The following is a 20,693-nucleotide window of genomic DNA, read 5'->3' as shown; positions in this document are numbered from 1 at the left end:
GCCTCGTCGGCGTCGGGTCAGGGGGCCGGGGCTCGGCGTCGGCCTCGTCGGGGTCCGGTCAGGGGACCCGGGGCGTCGGCGCCGGTCTCGTCGGCGTCGGGTCAGGCGGCCCGGGGCTCGGCGTCAGTCCCGTCGGCGTCCGGTGCCGGGCTCGCGGAAGTGCCGGTGCCCGTACCAGGCGCAGATGCCGCCTGCGCCCGGCATGCCGCCGTCGCCTGGCCCGGGCGGGCGAGTCGCGGGCGAGGAGACGGTCCTCCACGCGGTCCATGACCACCAGCAGGGCGGACAACATCGGCAGCAGCAGCACGGCGACCCACAGCACGGCGATTCTCCTCGTCCGGCGACCCGGTCCGAGTGCACCGAATCGCGCCGTTGATGCCGGGAAGCGCCGTGGAGACGCCGTGCGGCCGCTGTGGAGACGTCGACAGGGACGCGGTGCCCAGCCTCGGCACGCACGCCGTGGTCGGGTGCGCCGGGTTCCTCGCCTCGGGTTGTTCCACTCACCTTTGTTCGTGCGGCCGAGTCCGTGCCTGGACGCGGCCGCGAGTCCGCCGCGCACGAGACCGGTGACATTGCCGGTCCCCCGGCGGTGTCCGGGACCCGACAGTGGCACGGCCAGCCCGTTCACTGGCCCGCCCGGACAGGCGGGCCGTCACGACAGAGAGGACGACTCGTCGTGCAGCAGCAAGCGCGTACCGGTGCCGCCCACCGCGTGCCCACCGGTTCCCCCCACCGCAGACTCGCCCGGTTCGCAGGCCTGGCGACGGCGATCGCCGCGGTCGTCGGCCTGACCACCCTCAACGGGGCCGGGGCACAGGCCGCGGACAACCCCTACGAGCGCGGCCCGGCGCCCACCACCTCGAGCATCGAGGCGGCCAGGGGCCCGTACGCCGTCTCGCAGACCTCCGTCTCCTCCCTCGCCGTCACCGGCTTCGGCGGGGGCACGATCTACTACCCGACCAGCACCGCCGACGGCACCTTCGGAGCGGTCGCCATCTCGCCCGGCTACACCGGCACCCAGTCCACCATGGCCTGGCTGGGCCCCCGGCTGGCCTCGCAGGGCTTCGTCGTCTTCACCATCGACACGAACACCACGCTCGACCAGCCGGACTCGCGCGGACGGCAGCTGCTCGCCGCGCTGGACTACCTCACCGAGCGCAGCTCGGTCCGGGGCCGTGTCGACAGCACCCGGCTCGGCGTGATGGGCCACTCGATGGGCGGCGGCGGCAGCCTCGAGGCCGCCAAGTCCCGTCCCTCCCTCCAGGCGGCGATCCCGCTGACGCCGTGGAACACCGACAAGACCTGGCCGGAGGTCCGCACACCCACCCTGATCTTCGGGGCCGACGGCGACACCATCGCCTCCGTCACGAGCCACGCCGAGCCCTTCTACTCCTCCCTGCCGTCCTCCCTGGACCGCGCCTACCTGGAGCTGAACGGCGCCTCACACCTCACCCCGATCTCGTCGGACACGACGATCGCGAAGTACAGCATTTCCTGGCTGAAGCGGTTCATCGACAACGACACCCGCTACGAGCAGTTCCTGTGCCCGCTGCCGCGCCCGAGCACGACCATCGAGGAGTACCGGGGCAACTGCCCGCACACCTCCTGACGCCTCACACGGCACATCTCCCACCCCACGCCCCACGACACCGGCGGCGGTCGCGCACCTCGCGCGACCGCCGCCGCCGTTGTGCCCGGTCACGGCGCGGGCGCGGGTGAGTTGGGCACCGGCACAAGCCCACACACCGCGCTCATCCGCGAACGCCCAGGCCACCGGCGGAAATCAGGGTCCCGCAGGGGTGGACGCGTGACTTCCGCCTCACGTTACGCGTGCGTAACCTCACGGGGATGAGCGGACAGACGACCGTGACTCCCGGCCCGGCGCCGCGCCGGGCGAAGGCCCCGGCGGACCGGCTCGACGGCGCCGTACACGTCGTCACGGGCGAGCCCGGCTGCGGCCGCACCTGGTTCCTCGAACGCGCCGCCCGCTCCTTCGCCGCCGGACCCGTCGTGCGCGTCCGGGCCGACCCGGCGTGCGCGGCCGTCCCCGGCAGCGGTCTGCGCACGCTGCTGCGCGCCCTCGGCGACGCCACCGGCCGCGCCCCGGCGGGCGGCTCCGGTCAGGCTCTGCTCGGCATGCTGTCCGCCGGCTCCCACCCGCTGCTCGTCTGCGTCGACGACGCCCACCTGTGGGACCCGATCTCCCGCGCCGCCCTGGGCGACGCCGCCCGACACCTGTGCCGTACGACGACGGCGGTACGCCTGCTCCTCACGGTCCCCGGCCACCGCCCACCCGCCCCGGAGTTCGCCGGACTGCCGGTGACCAGGGTGGACCCGCTCACCCCGCCCGAGGCGGCCGCGCTCCTCGACGAGGTGACCGGCGGAGTCCTCGACGGGGGAGTCCGGGACGAGATCGTGGACGCGGCCGAGGGCGTTCCGGCCCTCCTGCTCGCCCTCGTACGGGGGCTGTCGTCCGCCCAGGTGCGCGGGGACCGTCCGCCGCCCCGCCCGCTGCCCGGCGCCGAGGTGCTGACGGACGTGGCCGGCGGCTGTCTGGACGGCCTCACGCCCGGCCACCTCGACCTGCTGCTGACCGTGGCCGCCGCCGCACGGGACGACGAGGACGCCGCCGTGGACCGGGGCCTCGTCCTGCGGGCGGTGGAGCACCTCGGGCAGGCGAGCGCCGTACCGCTGCCCGATCTGCTCGCGACGGCCGACGACGAGGTCCGCTTCCACAGCGAGCTGCTGCGCAGGACGGTGTACGCGGGGGCGCCGGAGGAGCGGCGGCGGGCCGTGCACCTCGCCCTGGCCGGGGAGCTGGCGGACGGGGACCCGCGGGCGCTGCTGCACCGGGCCTGGGCCGGAGCCGTGCGGGGGCGCGAACTGGAGGCGGTCGCCGGGGACCTGCCGTCCCGCCGACTGCGCTGTGCCGCGTACGCCCGTGCCGCCGAACTGTCCGACGACGGTCCGCAGCGCGCCGAACGGTATACGGCCGCCGCGGGACAGGCCCTGCTCGGCGGACGCTCCCACCAGGCCCTGCGGCTCCTCGACGTGGCCGGGACCGGCGCGGCCCCCGCCGTCGTACGGGGCCGTGCCGCCCTGCTGCGCGGCACGACGGTGCTGCACGACGGACCCGTCGACGAGGCCCAGGCCTCCCTTCTGCACGCCACCACCCTGCTGGCCGCCCGCTCCCCGGCCGACGCCGGGACCGCCGCGCTGGCCGCCTGCGACGCGGCCTGGGCGGCGGGCGACCCGGCGGGATGTCTCGCCGCACTCGAACGCTGCGGTGAGATCGAGGGCCACGACGCACAGGACGGGCCCCGCACCGACTACCGGCTCGGGCTCCGGGCCCTGCTGGAGGCCCGGTTCGAGGAGGCGGCGGTCCGGCTGCGACGGGTGGCGCACCTCGACGGCTCCGAGGGCTCCGACGGCTTTGGCGACCCGGAGGACCTCCTGCGGGCCGCCGCGGCGGCTTTGATGCTCGGCGACCTCGCCGGCGCCCGCCGGGCGGGCGCGCGGGCGCTCGCCGCCGCCCGCACCCTGGACACCGTCGCGGCGGTCCCGCGCGCACGTGAATACCTCGCCTACGCCGAACTGCGCGCCGGACGGCACGCGCTGGCCCGTACCCACGCCGAGGAGGGACTGCGCGCCGCGCACCGGGCCGGGCAGCGCAACACCGCCGCCCACCAGCACGCCGTACTCGCCCTGGCCGCGTCGATCGAGGGGGAGACCGAGCTGGTCGCCGCACATGTGGCCGCCGCCCTCGGCACCGCGCGCCGGCACGGTCTCGCACAGGCGTCCGCACCCGCCCGCCGCGCGGACGGCCCTCTGACACCGACGCCGATCATCCTGCGTCAGCGGGAACTCGGCGGATCGCTCATCCGGTTCGCCCAGGCCAGGACCCTGGTGGCCCCCGAGGGCACCGGTCTCGCCGACGTGGAGCGCGCCGCGAACACCGTCGTGGCCGCGCACCCCGTCCTCCGGCTGCGGCTGCGCGTCGAGCACGGGGTGTGGGCGCTGCGCACCGAACCCGACCGCGAGGTCACCGTCGTCCGGGCGGACGCGACCGACCCGACGGCCGTGGCCGACGAGGCCGCGGGACGGCTCGACCCCGAGTCCGGGGACGTCGTCGCCTTCTCGTGGCTGGAGGCGAGCCGGACGCTCGTGGTCACCGTGCACCACCTCGCCGTCGACGCGGTGTCCTGGCTGATCCTGCTGGACGACCTGGCCGCCGCCCTGCGTGGAGAGCCCCTGGCGCCGCCGACCACGTCCTACGCCGAGTACGCCGAAGCCCTGGCGGCCCGGTCCGCCCAGGACACCGACAGCCTCGGGCACTGGATCACCACACTGCAGGCTCCCGCGCTGCTGCCCGCCGTCGACGGCCCACGCGAGACCACGGTCTCGCTCGCGCCCGAGGTGAGCGACCGCCTGACGCGTACCGCGCCCGCCGCACTCGGCGTCGGACTCACCGAGCTGCTCTGCGGCGCGCTGCGCACCGCGCTGACGCACGTCCAGCCGTCACCCACCGACCTCGCGATCGAGCTGGAGCGGCACGGCCGGGTACCGGCGCTGGAACACCACGACTACACCCGCACGGTCGGCTGGTTCACCTCCATCGCCCCCATACGGCTCACCGCACACACCGACCCGGTCGCGGCGGCGCGCGAGGTCGCCGAACGCCAGCCGGACGAGCGCGCGCACGTCACCTACGGCCTGCTCCGCCACCTCAACCCGCAGACGGCCCCGCTCCTGACCGCCCGCCCCCAGGTCCTGTTCAACTACCTCGGCCGGGGCGGCGAGTCCCAGGCCCTGCGGCTCACGGGCGGCGACCAGGGCAGCCCGTACGCCGTCGAGGTCAACGCCTGGACCGACGCGTCAACCGGAAGCCTGCGCGCGGCCTTCACCCTCGCCGAGGGCGTCCCCGACGAGATCACCGAGCACTGGCGCGGCGCGCTGGCACACATCGCGGACGCCGCCACGACGGCCGAGCGCACCGCACCGGTCACCCCGCTGCAGCGCGGCCTGTTCTTCCAGGCCCAGATGGCCGGTTCGGCCGGACACTACGTCGCTCAGAGCTGGTTCACCTTCGACCGGCGCCTGGACACCGACGCGCTGGCCCGCGCGATGGCGTACGTGATCGCACGGCATCCGGTCGTCGGTGCCGGCTTCACCACCGACGAGGACGGAAACCCGGTCCAGGTCCTCAGCGCGGGGCGCCAAGTCGGCGTACGTACGGTCGAGGTGTCGACGGAGGCGGAGGCCGAGGAGCTGCGCGTCCGGGACCGGGACACCGGGTTCGACCCCGGGGAGCCGCCACTGATCCGGCTGACCGTGGTGCGGCTGCCCGACGACCGTGACGGGCTGTTGTTGAGCTACCACCTGCTGCTGTGGGACGGCTGGTCGCGCCAGATCGTGCTGCGGGACCTGTTCGACGTCTACGAGGCGGCCGTCACGGGCGACCCGCCGGCCGCGGTCCCGGCCACGCCCGGCTTCGAGGACCACGCCCGGACCCTCGACGCCAAAACCCCGCCGTATCGGAACGCTTCTGGGCCGAGCACCTCGCCGGACTCCCCGGCCCTACGCTGCTCGCCGGACCTGAGCCCGCCCGCTCGGACGATCTGCCGCGCGCACTCGTGCACACGCTGTCCGCCGAACAGTCGGACCTGCTGCGGGAAGCGGCCAAGGTGCACGGCGTCACCCTCAACACGGTGCTGACCGGAGCGTTCGGCCTCCTCCTCGGCGCCCACACGGGCCGCGGCGACGCCGTGTTCGGCGTGACCGTCTCCGGCCGGGAGGGCGAAGGGCTGTCCGACATCGTCGGCGTGCTGCTCAACACCGTCCCGCAGTGGACGCGGGCACGGCCGGACGACAGCGTCCGCGACTACCTGACCGCCGTGCAGGCGGCCAGGGTCGCGGCGATGGAGCACGAGCACCTCGGACTCGGCGAGATCCAGCGGGCCAGTGGGCACGACACCCTGTTCGACAACCTGTTCGTGCTCCAGAACTTCCTCGACATGGACGCGTTCGCCGAGATGAACACCCGGCACGGCATCACCTCGGTGACGGCCGACGACTCCACCCACTACCCGTTCACCTGGGTCGTCACGCCCGGCGACCGGCTCACCGTCAAGCTGGAGCACCGCGACGACGACACCGCGAACGCACGCCGTCTCCTCGACGACTACGTGCGCGTGCTCGAGGACCTGGCACGGTCGACCGGGCCGGTCGGCGCGCTGCGGGGGCCGGGGCCGCGGCCCCCGCGGGGCGCGCGCACGGACGTCGGCACGGACACCGTCGTCGACCGCTTCGACCGCGCGGCGGACCGCGATCCCCAGCGAGTCGCGCTCGTCGCCGACGGCTCGACGATGACCTTCGCCCGACTGCGGGACCGCAGTCGCGCGGTGGCGGGCGTCCTCGCCCGGCGCGGCATCGGCCCCGAGACGACCGTGGGCCTGGCGATCCCGCGCTCCCTCGACTCCATCGTGGCGCTCTTCGCCGTACTGCGTGTCGGCGCCGCCTACGTGCCGCTGGAGCTGGACCACCCGGACGAGCGGATCGCCGCGATCGTCGCGGACGCCCGCCCGGACGTGATCCTCACCGTGAGCACCGTGTCGCCCCGGCTGACCGGCGACCTCGTCGAACTGGACCGCCCGCTGCCCGAGGCCGAGCCGTACCGGACGTTCGCGCCGGACGACCCGAACCGCCTGCGGCACCCCGCGTACACCATCTACACCTCCGGATCGACCGGGAGGCCCAAGGGCGTGGTGACGGAGTACGCCGGACTCACCAACATGCTGATCAACCATCAGCGACGGATCTTCGAACCGGTGTTGGCCGAGCACGGCCACCGCGTCTTCCGGATCGCCCACACCGTGTCGTTCGCCTTCGACATGTCGTGGGAGGAGCTGCTGTGGCTCGCCGACGGCCACGAGGTGCACATCTGCGACGAGGAACTGCGCCGGGACGCACCCCGGTTGGTCGAGTACTGCCTGGAGCACGGGATCGACGTCATCAACGTGACCCCGACCTACGCGCAACAGCTCGTCGCCGAGGGCCTGCTGGACGATCCGGCACGGCGGCCCGCGTTGGTGCTGCTCGGCGGCGAGGCCGTCACACCGACGCTGTGGCGGCGGCTCGCCGAGACCGAGGGGACGGCCGGCTACAACCTGTACGGACCCACCGAGTACACCATCAACACCCTCGGCATCGGCACCTTCGAGTGCCCGGACCCGGTGGTGGGGGTGGCCATCGACAACACCGACGTGTACGTCCTCGACCCGTGGCTGCGGCCCCTGCCGGACGGGGTCCCCGGCGAACTGTACGTGTCGGGCATCGGCATCGCGCGCGGCTATCTCGGGCAGCCCGCACAGACCGCGCACCGCTTCGTCGCCGACCCCTTCGGCGCACCCGGCGAGCGCATGTACCGCACCGGGGACCTGGTGATCCGCCGGCCCGACGGGAACCTGATGTACCTGGGCCGCACCGACCAGCAGGTCAAGATCCGCGGCCACCGGGTCGAACTCGGCGAGGTCGAGGCCGCGTTCGCGGCCCACCCCGCGGTCCGGTTCACCGCCGCGGTCGCCCAGCCGGACCCACAGGTCGACGGCGCCCACCGGCTGGCCGCCTACCTCGTCCTCGACGGCTCCGACCTCGCCGAGGTGGCCGCCCAGGTGGGCGCCGCACTCCCGGACTTCCTGCGCCCGACGCACTACGCCCAGGTCGACGGCATCCCGCTGACGGTCAACGGGAAGGCCGACACCAAGGCACTGCCCGAGGCCAAGCCGCTGGGCGCGCTGACCACCGCGGCGGAGCGCGGACCGGAGACCGGGACCGAGAGCGTGGTCTGCGAGTTCTTCGCCGAAGCACTGGACCTGGACGACGACGAGGTGAGCGCGGTGAGCGACTTCGTGTCCCTCGGAGGGCACTCCATGCTGGCGGTGCGGCTGATCGGGCTGCTCCGCCGCGAGTACGGTCCTGTGATCACCATCCGTGATCTGTTCACCCTGCGCACCCCGGAAGCGATTGCACGCCACCTCGATGACAACTCCTGACACCCAGCGGCCCCGCCCGGGGTCCGACATCCTGCGGACCGCCCTGCGCCGCAACGTCGGCGCCATGGCCTGGGGCACCTTCCTCATGGGCCTCTACCAGGCCGGTGAGACCGCCTTCCCCATCGCGCTCGGCCTGATCGTCGAACACGCGCTGCGGGAACGGAGCCCCGGCGCGCTCGCCCTGTCGATCGCCTCGCTCGCCGTGATCATCACGACCGTGTCGCTGTCCTGGCGGTTCGGGATGCGCGTCCTGCAGAAGGCCAACACGACGGAGGCGCACCGCTGGCGGGTGCGGGTCGCGGAGTGCGGCCTCCAGCCGGTCGCCCGGGACGTCGACCTCAAGTCCGGCGAGATCCTGACCATCGCCACCGAGGACGCCGACCAGACCGCCGACATCATCGAGGTGGTGCCGCTGCTGATCAGCTCGCTGGTCGCGGTGCTGGTCGCGGCGGTCGCGCTGAGCCTGGCCGACATACGGCTGGGGCTGCTCGTGATCGTGGGAACCGTCGCGATCCTGTCGACCCTGAGCGTCCTGTCCGGGCGGATCGGCGCCGGCACCCAGGAACAGCAGGCCCGGGTGGCGCGGGCGGGCGCCAAGGTCGCCGACCTCATCATCGGCCTGCGCCCGCTGCACGGCTTCGGCGGCAACCAGGCGGCGTTCCGCTCCTACCGGAAGGTCAGCACGGAGGCCAAGCACCAGGCGATCACCGTCGCCAAGGTGAACGGCGTGTACGCCGGCACCGCGCTGGCCCTCAACGCCGTCCTCGCCGCCGCCGTGACCCTGACGGCCGGCTGGCTGGCCTTCGGCGGCCGGATCACCATCGGCGAACTCGTCATGGCCGTGGGCCTCGCGCAGTTCATCATGGAACCGCTCAAACTGTTCTCGGAGATGCCCAAGTACGTCATGATCGCGCGCGCGTCGGCCGAGCGGATGGCGCTCGTGCTGACCGCGCCCCCGGTCACGACACCCGGACCGCGGCGGCCCGCCGCGGGCGCGGACCTCGAGATCGACCGCGTCCGGCACGGATCCCTGCGCAGGATCGAACTCCGCGTGTCCGCAGGCGAGTTCGTGGCGATCGCCGCCTACCAGCCCCGTGCGGCGGCCGACCTCGCGTCGATCCTCGCCGTCAACGTCCCGCCGCACGAGTACGAGGGAGTGGTGCGGGTCGGCGGGCAGGAACTGGCGGACCTCTCGATCGAGGCGGTCCGCGAGCACCTGCTGGTGAACCCCTACGACGGCGAGATCTTCGCGGGCACCCTGCGCACGAACATCGACCCCTCGGGCACCAGCCGGTCGGTTCCCGAGGCCGTCGAGGCCTCCATGCTGACCGACGTCGTCGCCCTCCACCGCGAGGGACTCGACTACGCCGTCCGCGACCGCGGCGCGAACCTGTCGGGGGGGCAGCGCCAACGGCTCTCCCTGGCCCGCGCGCTGGCCGCCGACACCGACATCCTCGTCCTGCACGATCCGACGACGGCCGTGGACGCGGTCACCGAACAGCTCATCGCGCGCAACGTCGCGAAGCTGCGCCGGGGCCGCACCACCGTCGTCATCACCAGCAGCCCGGCCCTCCTGGACGCCGCCGACCGCGTGCTCGTCCTCGACGAGGGCGTGATCACCGTCGAGGACACCCACCGCCGTCTCCTGGCGACGGACGAGGCCTACTGCGCGGCGGTGGCACGGTGACCCGTCGCCGCCCGGCTCTGGCCCGGTGGCCCGTCAGGACAGCGCCCAGGCGACGTCCCTGAGGAGGGCGTGCCGCCAGCCCGCCCGGTCGTGGCCCGACGGAGACCGCGAAACCCGAACGGCCGCACCGGCCTGTTCTGTGAGCGTCTCGGTCAGTTCGCAGTGGGGCAGCATCCGCGTCTCGTGTTCCCCCACGTCGAAGGCGACCCGCAGCCCGGACAGGTCGGGGCGCTCCCGCAGGCGTGCGGCGATGACGCCACCGACCGGACCGCCCAACGGGTCCGCCGACCCCACGGCGTCGGGCGTCCACCAGAACGCCCCCGACTGGCAGGCCACCCGGGACACCAGGTCCGGGAACTCCAGGGCCGCGTACAGCGCGCTCAGCCCGCCGAGGCTCTGCCCGGCGACCACCAGCCGGTCGGGGTCGGCGGGTACGCCGCTCTCCGCGACCAGCGGCAGCAGTTCGTCCCGGACCGCCTCCCACAGCTCGGGCCCGCACCCGAACTCGGCGTCCCTGTCCTTGGCCGGCAGGAAGACGAGGGTGACCGGGGGCATGTCGCCACCGGCGACGGCCGAGTCGAAGGCGGTCATCGCCGGGTGCAGATGCAGCCAGTCGTCCCCGTCGAGGAGCAGGACCACCGGTCCGCCGCCGCCCACCGGGTGGACGCGTACGGTGCGCCGCCCGCCGAGCCGTCCGCCGGTCATGCGGATCCGGACGCGGGGGAGGGGCAGGACGTCGGTGGCGGCCAGGACGGGCCAGTGCGGCTGGGCCGGGGCGTCCGGGGTCGCGGCGATGGACCGGTCACCGCCCGCACCGACGGGGTTGAAGGGGTCGGCGTACGCCACGTCGTCCGCCAGGATCCGGTACGTCACCCGCAGCCGGGCCGGCATCCGCACCTCGGCGAACCAGCAGTCCGTGTCGCTCCACCGGCGCAGCGGCACCGGCGCCGACCAGCTCTCGAACTCGACGCTCGCCGGGGATCCGCGCCACAGGAACAAGGTCTCCCAGCCACCGCTGCCGTCGCGGGCGGGCACCGTCGCGGGTGTCTCCACCGCCGCCCAGAACTGGTCGCCGCCGGGCTTGCCGGGCAGGCCGAACTGGGTGAAGACGTTCTCCTGTTCGCCCACCAGGTGCATCAACGTCTCCTTGTGAGAGGGAAGTTGGAAGGCTAAGCTGATCGCTGATTAGGCGAGGCTAACCTAATTAGATTCCTCTTTCCATCCCCGGTCCCCTCTCCTGGGAGGGGCGTTCACGGCCGCCCGAGCCTCGCCCTCGCGCCACATCCGAGGAGGCACCGAGCATGAGCACCAACCCCTTCGACGACAACGACGGCCGATTCCTGGTCCTGGTGAACGACGAAGGCCAGTACTCCCTCTGGCCGTCCTTCGCCGAAGTCCCCGGGGGATGGGTGATCGCCTTTCCCGAGAACACCCGGGAGGCCTGCCTGGAATACGTCGAGTCGCACTGGACGGATCTGCGCCCCCGTTCCCTCGCGGCCACCATGGACAGTTGACCCGCCGCGGCGGACCGCCCTGCCGGGGACACCGGCGGCCTCGAACCGAGGAAGGAAGACCTTGATCACGGCACCGCCGCGCCCCGCACCGCGGTCGCCCGCGGTTCTCGCGCCGACGCCCCCCGTCCGCACCGCCCGACCGGAGGACGCCGCCGCGCCGGCAGACCTGTCACGGCCCTTCGTGCGCTCGGGTGCCCTGCGGGAACGTCCGGTCTCGCTCCACGCCGACCACGCGGCCGACTTCCTCCTGACAGAGGCTCCCGACGGCACCCTCGACGGCTGCGTGGGGCTGCGCGTGCACCCGGCCGCACCGGGAGAGGGCCGGGACTCCGCCGGCGTCGTGTACAACTTCTGCGTGGCCGGGCGGCGGTAGGGAGGCGGTGTCGGAGCCGCATTCCTGCGCGCCGTGCCGGCCAGGGCGCGCCCGGTCCCCCGGCGCACCCTGTTCACGGCGACGACCGGCGGTGGCGGCCTGTTCCTCCGGTACGGGTTCGTGCCCACGACCGCGCGCCCCGCACCCACGTCCTGGGTGGAGTCCCTGGACCCGCGGCGCGACGCGCGGATCCTCAAAATGGCCCTTCAACCGTCGGCGTGAGCAGCCTGGTCCGGGCCGGTTCCCGGAACCACGGTGGTGCCGGGGCCGGTCTCGCCGAGGGCGCCGCGCAGCACCGCGTGCGACACCCGGCCGTCGAGCACCTGTGCCCTGCGCACACCGCCGCGGACGGCCCGCAGGCAGCCCTCCATCTTCGGCAGCATCCCGCTCGCCAACCCCGGTAACAGCTTCTCCAGCGCGTCGGCGGTCAGGCGCTCGATCACGTCGGTGCTGTGCGGCCAGTCCGCGTACAGTCCCGCCACGTCCGTGAGCACCACCAACCGCTCCGCGCGGAGGGCCACGGCCAGCGCCGAGGCAGCGAGATCGGCGTTGACGTTGTACACCTGCCCGTCCGCACCGCGGGCCACGGGCGAGACGACGGGGATGTGCCCCTGCTCCAGGAGCGTGCTCACCACGGCGGGGTTCACCTCCGCGATGTCGCCGACGAGGCCGATGTCCACCGTCCTGCCGTCCACCCGGGCCGCCCGCCGCACGGCGGTCATGGTGTGCGCGTCCTCGCCGGTCATCCCGACGGCGAAGGGCCCGTGCGCGTTGATGTGGCCGACCAACTCCCGTTGGACCCGGCCGGTCAGCACCATGCGCACCACGTCCATGGTCTCGGGCGTGGTGACCCGCAGCCCTGCCTCGAAGCGGGTCTCCAGACCGAGGCGGTCGAGCATCGCAGTGATCTGCGGCCCGCCGTGCACGACGACCGGGCGCAGTCCCGCGCGCCACAGCTCCACCACGTCCCGCGCGAACGCCCGTCGCAGATCCGCGTCCACCATGGCGTTGCCGCCGAACTTCACCACGACCACACTGCCTCGCGGGTCCTCCGGCCGGATCGGTGACCCGGCGGACGGATCACCGTCCGTGCTCTCCGCGACGAGCGGACCCATGCCCCACCACCGTCCTGCGCAGCGAGCCGGTCGTCCCGATGGCATGGGCCGCACCCTCGCAGAGCCTCTTAGTAAGCCTAACCTAACTAACAGGCGGCCGGGGGTGGAACCTGGCGACTTCGTGAGGCTTGCCGAAAAGTCAACTGCCTCTGCGGCAGCGGGAGTCGAGGTCGCCGCGCGATGTCACGGCGACCTCGTGGACTCGGTGGGCGCGAGAGTCGTCCGGGTCCCGCTCTATGCGGACTGACCCTCCTGTGCGGTTTCTCCCGTGGTGTCTTCCTCGCTCGTGGTCGGGGCGGGTGCCTCGGGGGAGGTGTAGAAGACGGACGAGCCCTGCTTGGTGCGCTGCGCGTGGTTCTTGGCCACGAGCGCTTCGAGGGTCGTGCGCACGACCGTTGACTTGATGCCGCGTTCGGGGAACTGCTGACCCAGCGACTGGGCGACCTCGGCCGCGGAGCGCGGTTCGCTCTGGCCGGCGAGGTGCTCGCGGACCAGGGAGACGAGCGAGGGCTGATCAGTCTTCGCAGCCGCCTTCGGGGACGGCTGGGGGGATGCCTTCGGGGACGCGTTCCGGGAGGTCTTGGAGGACGTCTTCGGAGACGCGTTCGGGGACGGCTTGGGGGAGGCCGCCTTCTTGCTGGCGGCCGCCTTCGGAGTCGCCGCTTCGGACTTCCTCGCCTTCGACCGGCGGGAGGCGCCGGCCGAGGTCTTCTTCCGGGGGGCGGGCACCGCCGCGGTGTGTTCGACCGTCGCGGGCGCGGCGGACGCGGAAGCGGACTCGACGCCGAGGGCCTGCTGCACGTTCATCAGTACCGTGCGGTCCTTCTCCAGGGCGGCCAACTGCTTCTGGAGGACGGCGACCTCACCGGCGATGCGGTCGTACTCCTTGAGGTTGCGCTCCAGGTCACCGGCGACCTGAGCCGCATACTGGCTGGTCACCCCGTTTGTCTGTGCGGTGGTCTCAGACATGACGCTCACGCTCCTTGATAGGACCAGACAGGCCGCGGGCCCCCACCCCACGACATGTACGGCGATTTGTCGTAGTGATACTACGGAGCGAAACCTGCCTGGTGTCGACCTCGGTCCTCACTGTGTTGCCGCTGTTCGAACAAGTGCGACCGGCACGACGTAAGGATTCCGTCACCGGTCGTGGGGTGGGTGACGTCCGTCCTCGCCTGTTGAATGGCAGCGCGACAGGGTGAACTCTCGGGAGGCGAGGCGGAGATGGGGCGCGTGCGAAGGGTACTGACCGGGCCATGGGTCATCGCGGTCCTGGTGGTGGCGGTGGGCGGCGTCGGCTTCGGCCTGTACTGGTTCCAGCCGTGGAAGCTGTGGCAGGACGAGACCGTCCAGGAGGCTCTGCCGGGAGTGGTGAACAGCTCCGCGCCTTCCGTGTCGGCGACTTCGGACGAGCCTTCCCGGCCGCCCGCCCCGACCCCGGGTCCGCACATGCTGGCGAGCGGTGAGCTGATCAGCCATGAGCACGCGACATCCGGCACGGTGCAGCTCGTACGGCTGGCCGACGGCACCCATGTCGTCCGGCTGGAGAACCTGGACACCAGCAACGGGCCGGACCTGCGCGTCTGGCTGACCGACGCGCCGGTGAAGCGGGAGCAGGCCGGGTGGCACGTCTTCGACGACGGCGAGTACGTCAGCCTCGGCAAGCTCAAGGGCAACAAGGGAAGCCACAACTACACCCTTCCCGACGGCGTGGATCCGTCGGGCTACAGCAGCGTGAGCATCTGGTGCGACCGTTTCGACGTGTCGTTCGGCGCGGCCGAACTCGCCCCTGCCTGACCGCTGTCGAGCAGTGGACGGCCGTACGATCAGGCGGTGAGGGTGGGGTCAGCGGGACCGGGTCGGAACACCGGCATCCGATGGACGAGGTCGTCGGCGAACCCGCCCCGGTCGCAGGGCCGTTCCAGCGGCCGACTGTTCCGGCTTCGTCGTGTGCCCGGACGCTCAGGAGATGGTCGTCCGGAGCGGCGGACCGGGGGCGGGACCATCGTCACCAGGCCCATCGATGCCTGGCCCATCGATACCAGGCCCATCGATGTTGCCGCACGGGGCGAGTACGGTGGAGACAGGCCTCGTCATCCTGCTCGACGCGACGGACCGCCTGGACTCGGGCGAGGAGCTTTCGCCCGCCGAGCGTGACGACTGCTGACGCGGATCCGCGGTTTCGAACATGCCGCGCAGCGGCGGGTCGAGGACCTCCGAGTCCAGCTGGCACGGGCGGAGGAGTTCGCGGCCACGCTCGCCGAGCGGCTTACGCGGATGCCGACGTCCTGAGCGGACGACATGGACGTCGACGCCTTGAACCGAAGGCGTGGACGCCGACGCCTTGCGCGGATGACGTGGGCGCCGACGCCCTGAACCGATGACGTGAACGCCGATGCCTTGAGCGTCGACGCGGATCGCCCCGACCGTCGACGGGGAGCGCCGTTCCGACCGTCAACGGGGAGCGATCGCCGCCTCCGCCGCCGCCTTGATCCGGGCACCGAATCCGTCGGCGTCCTTGCGGGCGGCGGCGAGCGCCAGGCCCACGAGGAGCTTGCCCACGCCGTGGCCCTCCAGCACGTTGAAGAGGCGGACACGGGTGCCGCCGTCCGGCAGGGGCTCCAGGTCGTAGCCGCCTTCGCGGGCCATGACGGTGTTCTTCGACACCTCGGCCCACCGGATCGTGTGCGGGGCCTCGAGGGCGGTGATGCGGAACTCCCTGGCGGACTTCATCCCGGCGTCCTTGACGGTGCTCCGGAAGACGGTGCCCACGGTGGTCGGGGCGTCGGGGACCCGTTCGATCTTCAGCACGCGGGGACTGAACTGCGGATCGTTGCGCCCGTCGGCGAGGTAGGCGAACACCTCCTCGACGGGCCGGTCGATCTCGACGTTCGCCTCGAACTGTCCTGACATCGGCACTCCCGATAGGTCGATCCGCGCGCCAAGAAGCGCGCCCCCACGGCCCGTCGTGCCCTGGCGGCATCGCGACCCTACGGGACCACCGGTGATCGCGCGCGACGAGCGGCGAAACGCGACGCCGGGGTCCCGGCGTCCGGCCGTCATCTCCGTCCTGTGCCTTACGACGGCCGACCCGTCCGCCTTTTACGACGGGACACACTCGGCAGTCCGATCGCCGTCCACGCGGGCAGGACCATGGTCGCCCTCGGCCGGTCAGGACACGACGACGGTGCCGTCGGGCCTCGCCCGGCGATCACGTACATCACCGAGGTTCACGTATGGGAACCTGGTGGAAAGTCGGGGCCAGTGCTGTCTGGAAAGCAGCGTTACGGCGGAATCGGCTCGACGTGCGGATCGACCGTTCGCAGCAGCAACACCCCGACGAAGGTCGGGACGCGCACGGGCGTCGGTCGGACGCCGTACGCCTCAAGGCGGACTGGGTCCACAAGCGGTTTCCCTTACCCGCGGCTCAGCCTGTTCAGACCCTTGCCACCTCGCCATGAGGCCCCTATCGTCGCCGAACGAAAGCGCTTTCCCTGAGTGTCCCCGGAGCCAGGGGCCGTTCCGGGGAGAGGCGGAGCGACGGCTTCTCGCGACCCGGGGCGGTTAGTGCGCGCGCTCCAGCGACCCGGCGTCGACGGAGAGGTGTCACCGCGGAGCGAGGCGTGGGCGGCGGGTGACTCGTCCGCCTGAATTGACGGTACATCAACAAGAAAGTGCTGTGTGCGGCAGCAACGTGGGCCAGGAAGAAACAGAGAATCAGGAGACCTTCATGCAAAGAAAAGTCGCCCTACGGCTCTCCGCCGCCTCAGCCGCGATGGTCGTCGCGGTCGGCGTCGGCGTCGTGCTGTCGATGCCGGAGGCATCCGCGGCGACCGGCACCGCGACCGGTTACGCCACCCAGAACGGCGGAACCACCGGCGGGGCCGGTGGCCAGACGGTGCGAGCCACCACCGGTACCGCGATCCACGCGGCACTGTGCGGCCGGGCCAGCAGCAGCACCCCGATCACCATCGAGGTCGAGGGGACGATCAATCACGCAAACACCGCCAAGGTGTCCGGCGCGAGCTGCAACACCGCCGCCGGGGTGATCGAGCTGAAGCAGATCAGCAACGTCACCATCGTCGGGGTCGGCAGCGGAGCCGTCTTCGACCAGCTGGGCATCCACATCCGTGAGGCCAGCAACATCGTCATCCAGAACGTGACGGTCAAGAACGTGAAGAAGTCGGGCTCGCCCACGTCCAACGGCGGTGACGCCATCGGCATGGAGAGCGGCGTACGTAACGTCTGGGTCGATCACGTGACCCTGGAGGCGTCGGGCGGGGAGTCGGAAGGGTACGACGGCCTCTTCGACATGAAGGACAACACCCAGTACGTGACGCTGTCGTACAGCATCCTGCGCAACTCCGGCCGCGGCGGTCTGGTCGGCTCCAGCGAGAGCGACCTCTCGAACGGATACATCAGCTACCACCACAACCGTTACGAGAACATCGACTCCCGGGCGCCCCTGCTGCGCGGCGGAACGGCCCACATCTACAACAACCACTACGTGAGCCTGAACGAGTCCGGCATCAACTCCCGTGCCGGGGCGCGCGCCAAGGTGGACAACAACTACTTCGAGGACTCCAAGGACGTCCTGGGCACCTTCTATACGGACGCGGCCGGCTACTGGCAGGTCAGCGGAAACGTCTTCGACAACGTGACCTGGTCGACCCCCGGCACCGACAACAAGCCCGCCGGACCCAACCCGCAGTCCAACACCACGGTCAGCATCCCCTACGCCTACACACTCGACTCCGCCGCGTGCGTGCCGGACGTCGTGAGCCGCACGGCAGGGGCCGGCAAGGGTCTCCAGGTGTCGAACGGCAGCTGCTCGGTGCAGTCACCCACGTCGACCCCGACCACCCCGCCCACGTCCTCGACGCCCACCCCGACGCCCAGCCCCACCTCGGGACCGACCCAGCCGAGCGGGACCAACCTGAGCCTCGGGGCCGGTGCGGACGGCTCCAGCAAGGCGAGTGGCACCAGCTACGGCAACGTACGGGACGGTGACCTGAGCACGTACTGGTCGCCGGCCGGTCCGACCGGTGCCATCTCGGTGAAGTGGGGCTCGGCCACCTCCGTCTCCAAGGTCAACATCCGGGAGGCGGCGGGGTCGGCGGGGGCCATCGGGGCCTGGAAGGTGGTCAACGGTGACACCGGCGCGGTGCTCACCTCGGGCAGCGGAGCGGGGGTCATCACCTTTCCGCGGACCTCGCTGAGCAAGGTCACCTTCGAGATCACCGGTGCGACCGGCACACCGAAGGTCGCCGAGTTCGAGACCTACGCGCAGTAGGCGCGCTGTCCGACCTCGGTCGATCAGGCGGCTCGACGGCAGAGGTCGGTTGCGCGGCCCCGCGCCGGGAGGCGATGAGGGGCGGGCCGCCGCCAAGGACCGCGTGGCGCCGCCGTCGTTCGGCGGGCGCCACATCGGGGCGGTGCCGGGTGTCCGCCCGGCCCGTTCCGTTCCGCTCAGCCGGTTGTCACATCGTCGGTCTCCGGATCCCGTAGCCGCGGGATGAACAGGGACAGCGCCAGGGCCAGGAGGGTGACGAGGGCGCCCAGCCAGAAGACCCAGGCGTAACCGGCGTCCTGGTAGAAGGCGGTGCCGTCGACCACGGTGCTGTGCGCGTTGAGGAGGGCGTACGCCCCGGCGGTGACGATCGCGCCGAACAGACTGATGAGCATGTTGAGCATGCCGCTGCCCAGTCCCTGTTCGTCGCGCGAGACGACGCCGACGACGAGCACCGGCGCGGTCGCCACCACGATGCCGGCACCGATGCTGGCGACGCACGACGTCAGTATCAGTTCGGTCTCGCCGCCGTGGAAGAAGCCGACGAGTGTGTAGCCCGCCGCCATGACCACCAGGCCGGCGATCCAGACCCTGCGGGGATCGAGGCGGCGCAGGAAGCGGCTGACGAACAGGCCGGTTCCGAACATCACCAGGTTCCAGCTCACGCTGACCACGGCGTTGTGCTGGGCCGTCCAGCCCAGGCCGGCGGAGACGCCGGGGATGTGCGGGAAGAGCGCGAGCAGGATGGCGAAGCCGGGCATCGTGAACGCGACGGTCTGGGCGAGGCCGCCCGCCGTGAGGGCGAGCGCCACGGGTCGGCGCCGGAGAACCCCCAGGTCCAGGATGGGGTGCGGGCTGGCCCGCTCGACGAACAGGAAGGCGGTCAGCGCCACGGCCCCGGCCGCGAGCCAGCCGAGTGTCCTGACGTCCGCCCAGCCCCAGCTCTGACCCTGGCCGACTGCGTAGACCACGGCGGTCAGACCGCCACCGAGGACCAGGCCGCCGAGCCAGTCGAAGCCCCGGTCGAAGGCGTGCCGCGGCGTCTCCGGCACCAGGAGGGCGACCAGCACGAAGGCGATGGCGGTGGCGGCGGCGAGGAACCAGAGGGCGCCGCGGTAACCCCAGTTGTCGACGAGCCACCCCGCCAGGAACGGTGTGCCGAGGGCCACCAGTCCGACGCTGCTGCCCATGATGCCGCTGGCCGACTTGACCAGCCGGCGCGGGAAGAGGTCCCGGACCGCGGCGAAGGACAGGGCACCGAACGGACCGTAGAACCCGGCGATGGCCCGGCCGACCAGCACCAGCCAGAACTCTCCGGCCAGGGCGGCCAGGGCCTCGCCGCCGGCGCCCAGCGCCATCATGGCGAGCATGACGCGCTTCCTGCCGTACAGGTCGCCCAGCTTCATGGCGAACGGCGTGAGCAGGGTGGACACCAGGGTGAGCGTCAGGCCGAACCATGCGACATGCGTGGTGTGAAAGCTCTGGGCGACGCTCGCCGTGGCGTTGGCACCGAGGATCCCGCCGGCGGCCAGCAACTGCGTGGGCCAGGCCAGGGCGATCAGGACCGCGACCAGGCGGAGATTCCATCGTCCGCCCGTCTCGGCAGAAGGCGTGCTGTCGAGTGAGGGGCTTGGTGACGTCGATGTCACGCCATGCCCTCCTTTCACGGAGGTGCCGAAGGGAGTGAGAGGCGTTGTGGGGTGCGCGGATGAACGAGGCCGCCGTTACACGTTGCTAACCGGGAGGTGACAGCGTGGCAATCCGTCGCCGCGTGACGTCGATGATGACCCGAACGCCTAGTGCTCGCTAGGTTTCCGGTAGGTGACCCACGTCACAGACGGGAGGTGGTCCACGGCCCGCCGTCGACGCCGCGCCCCACCCCGGTACCGTTCTGGCATGGCGACACCCAGGGGGCCGCGCGGCGGCTACACGGCAGGCCGGGCCCGGCGTACGCAGATCCTCGAGGCGGCGCTGCTGCGCTTCGGGCAGGACGGCTACCGGAAGACCTCCCTCGCCCGTATCGCCCGGGACGCCGAGATCACCGACGCCGGACTGCTGCACCACTTCCGCGACAAGCAGCAGCTCCTGCTGGCCGTGATCGAGCACTGGCACGACCGTATGGACACCCAGTGGCAGCGGGTCTCGGGGTCGGTGCGCGATGCCTTCCGCTGTCACCTGGACGACACCGGCGAGAGGCTCACCATGCCGGGCATGGTGGAACTCGCCGTCGTGGTCGCGGCCGAGGCGACCGCACCCGACCACCCCGCCCATGACTTCTTCACCCGCTGGCAGGAGAAGGGGGTGAAGGAGCTTGCCGAGCGGCTGTTCGCCGGGAGTGAGAGCGGTGAACTCCTGCCGGACCTGGACCACGCGGGCATAGCCCGCGAGTGTGCGGCCCTCGACGCCGGCCTGCGTCAGCAGTGGCTCGCCAGTGGTCGGTCCTTCGATCTCATCGCGGTGATGCGCGCCCATCTCGACCGCCTCATGCGGTCCATCTCCGCCGACGGGCAGGGGTTGTAGGCGATCCGGGGCTCCGGCGGAGGTCCGCTCGTTCCGTCGTCGGATTGTCATGTATAGAACAGCGCCACCATCCACCTTCCCTGACATGTGACCCACATCACGACTCCCAAGACCTAGCGAACACTAGGTTTTGGCGCGCATGA

Annotated in this window: 13 protein-coding genes and 2 pseudogenes; 9 read left to right on the top strand and 6 right to left on the bottom strand. The window is 72.0% G+C overall.

What is annotated here, in order from left to right:
* Nucleotides 1-58: 58 nt before the first annotated feature.
* On the bottom strand, nucleotides 59-322 hold the full coding sequence (locus BM536_RS00570; protein ID WP_094102347.1) for a hypothetical protein: 264 nt from the start codon (nucleotides 320-322) through the stop codon (nucleotides 59-61).
* Between the two features lie 354 nt (nucleotides 323-676).
* On the opposite strand from BM536_RS00570, the gene bdeA reads away from it, so the two are divergent.
* The 3 genes and pseudogenes from bdeA (at nucleotide 677) to BM536_RS00555 (ending at nucleotide 9,738) form a co-directional block, all read left to right on the top strand.
* Nucleotides 677-1,609, top strand: a complete 933-nt coding sequence (gene bdeA / locus BM536_RS00565; RefSeq protein ID WP_073500024.1) for a bis(hydroxyethyl) terephthalate hydrolase — start codon at nucleotides 677-679, stop codon at nucleotides 1,607-1,609.
* A 2,192-nt stretch (nucleotides 1,610-3,801) separates the two neighbouring features.
* Nucleotides 3,802-8,051: pseudogene (locus tag BM536_RS00560) on the top strand (amino acid adenylation domain-containing protein); the annotation flags it as partial.
* Complete coding sequence (locus tag BM536_RS00555) at nucleotides 8,038-9,738, top strand: ABC transporter ATP-binding protein (RefSeq protein WP_073493944.1); 1,701 nt, start codon at nucleotides 8,038-8,040, stop codon at nucleotides 9,736-9,738. The pseudogene BM536_RS00560 and the gene BM536_RS00555, both read left to right, overlap by 14 nt.
* Nucleotides 9,739-9,771: 33 nt before the next feature.
* Here the strand turns inward: BM536_RS00555 and BM536_RS00550 are convergent, their stop codons facing one another.
* Entirely contained in the window at nucleotides 9,772-10,875 is a 1,104-nt protein-coding gene (locus BM536_RS00550; protein WP_073493942.1) for an alpha/beta hydrolase-fold protein, read from the bottom strand.
* Nucleotides 10,876-11,039: 164 nt separating this feature from the next.
* Here BM536_RS00550 and BM536_RS00545 point away from each other — a divergent pair, with 164 nt between their 5' ends.
* Nucleotides 11,040-11,252: an MbtH family protein gene (locus tag BM536_RS00545; RefSeq protein ID WP_073493940.1), complete on the top strand. Its 213-nt coding sequence runs from the start codon at nucleotides 11,040-11,042 to the stop codon at nucleotides 11,250-11,252.
* Between the two features lie 61 nt (nucleotides 11,253-11,313).
* Nucleotides 11,314-11,625 (top strand): hypothetical protein, encoded by a 312-nt coding sequence (locus tag BM536_RS44180; protein ID WP_342748763.1) that lies wholly within the window; start codon nucleotides 11,314-11,316, stop codon nucleotides 11,623-11,625.
* A 206-nt stretch (nucleotides 11,626-11,831) separates the two neighbouring features.
* Here BM536_RS44180 and argB read toward each other — a convergent pair whose 3' ends face one another.
* Nucleotides 11,832-12,740, bottom strand: a complete 909-nt coding sequence (gene argB, locus BM536_RS00535) for an acetylglutamate kinase (RefSeq protein WP_079275032.1) — start codon at nucleotides 12,738-12,740, stop codon at nucleotides 11,832-11,834.
* A 234-nt stretch (nucleotides 12,741-12,974) separates the two neighbouring features.
* Complete coding sequence (locus BM536_RS00530; protein ID WP_073493939.1) at nucleotides 12,975-13,709, bottom strand: hypothetical protein; 735 nt, start codon at nucleotides 13,707-13,709, stop codon at nucleotides 12,975-12,977.
* Between the two features lie 255 nt (nucleotides 13,710-13,964).
* Between BM536_RS00530 and BM536_RS00525 the strand changes: the two genes are divergently transcribed.
* Together BM536_RS00525 and BM536_RS00520 are read left to right on the top strand one after the other, a co-directional pair.
* A complete protein-coding gene (locus BM536_RS00525) occupies nucleotides 13,965-14,537 on the top strand; it encodes a DM13 domain-containing protein (protein WP_073493937.1) in 573 nt (190 codons plus the stop codon).
* A gap of 301 nt (nucleotides 14,538-14,838) precedes the next feature.
* A pseudogene (locus BM536_RS00520) lies at nucleotides 14,839-15,032 on the top strand (MerR family transcriptional regulator); the annotation flags it as partial.
* Nucleotides 15,033-15,194: 162 nt separating this feature from the next.
* On the opposite strand, the gene BM536_RS00515 reads toward BM536_RS00520, so the two are convergent.
* Nucleotides 15,195-15,653 (bottom strand): SRPBCC family protein, encoded by a 459-nt coding sequence (locus BM536_RS00515; protein ID WP_073493936.1) that lies wholly within the window; start codon nucleotides 15,651-15,653, stop codon nucleotides 15,195-15,197.
* A gap of 817 nt (nucleotides 15,654-16,470) precedes the next feature.
* On the opposite strand from BM536_RS00515, the gene BM536_RS00510 reads away from it, so the two are divergent.
* Nucleotides 16,471-18,033, top strand: a complete 1,563-nt coding sequence (locus tag BM536_RS00510; RefSeq protein WP_094102346.1) for a pectate lyase family protein — start codon at nucleotides 16,471-16,473, stop codon at nucleotides 18,031-18,033.
* A 176-nt stretch (nucleotides 18,034-18,209) separates the two neighbouring features.
* Here the strand turns inward: BM536_RS00510 and BM536_RS00505 are convergent, their stop codons facing one another.
* A complete protein-coding gene (locus tag BM536_RS00505) occupies nucleotides 18,210-19,679 on the bottom strand; it encodes an MFS transporter (RefSeq protein WP_073493932.1) in 1,470 nt (489 codons plus the stop codon).
* 247 nt (nucleotides 19,680-19,926) lie between these two features.
* Here BM536_RS00505 and BM536_RS00500 point away from each other — a divergent pair, with 247 nt between their 5' ends.
* On the top strand, nucleotides 19,927-20,550 hold the full coding sequence (locus tag BM536_RS00500; protein ID WP_073493930.1) for a TetR/AcrR family transcriptional regulator: 624 nt from the start codon (nucleotides 19,927-19,929) through the stop codon (nucleotides 20,548-20,550).
* Nucleotides 20,551-20,693: the final 143 nt, after the last annotated feature.

Origin of the sequence: Streptomyces phaeoluteigriseus (assembly GCF_001896135.2) — a bacterium.
Classification (GTDB): domain Bacteria; phylum Actinomycetota; class Actinomycetes; order Streptomycetales; family Streptomycetaceae; genus Streptomyces; species Streptomyces phaeoluteigriseus.
The sequence above is the reverse complement of the archived record's forward strand: the minus strand, read 5'-3'. Positions and strand labels throughout refer to the sequence as shown.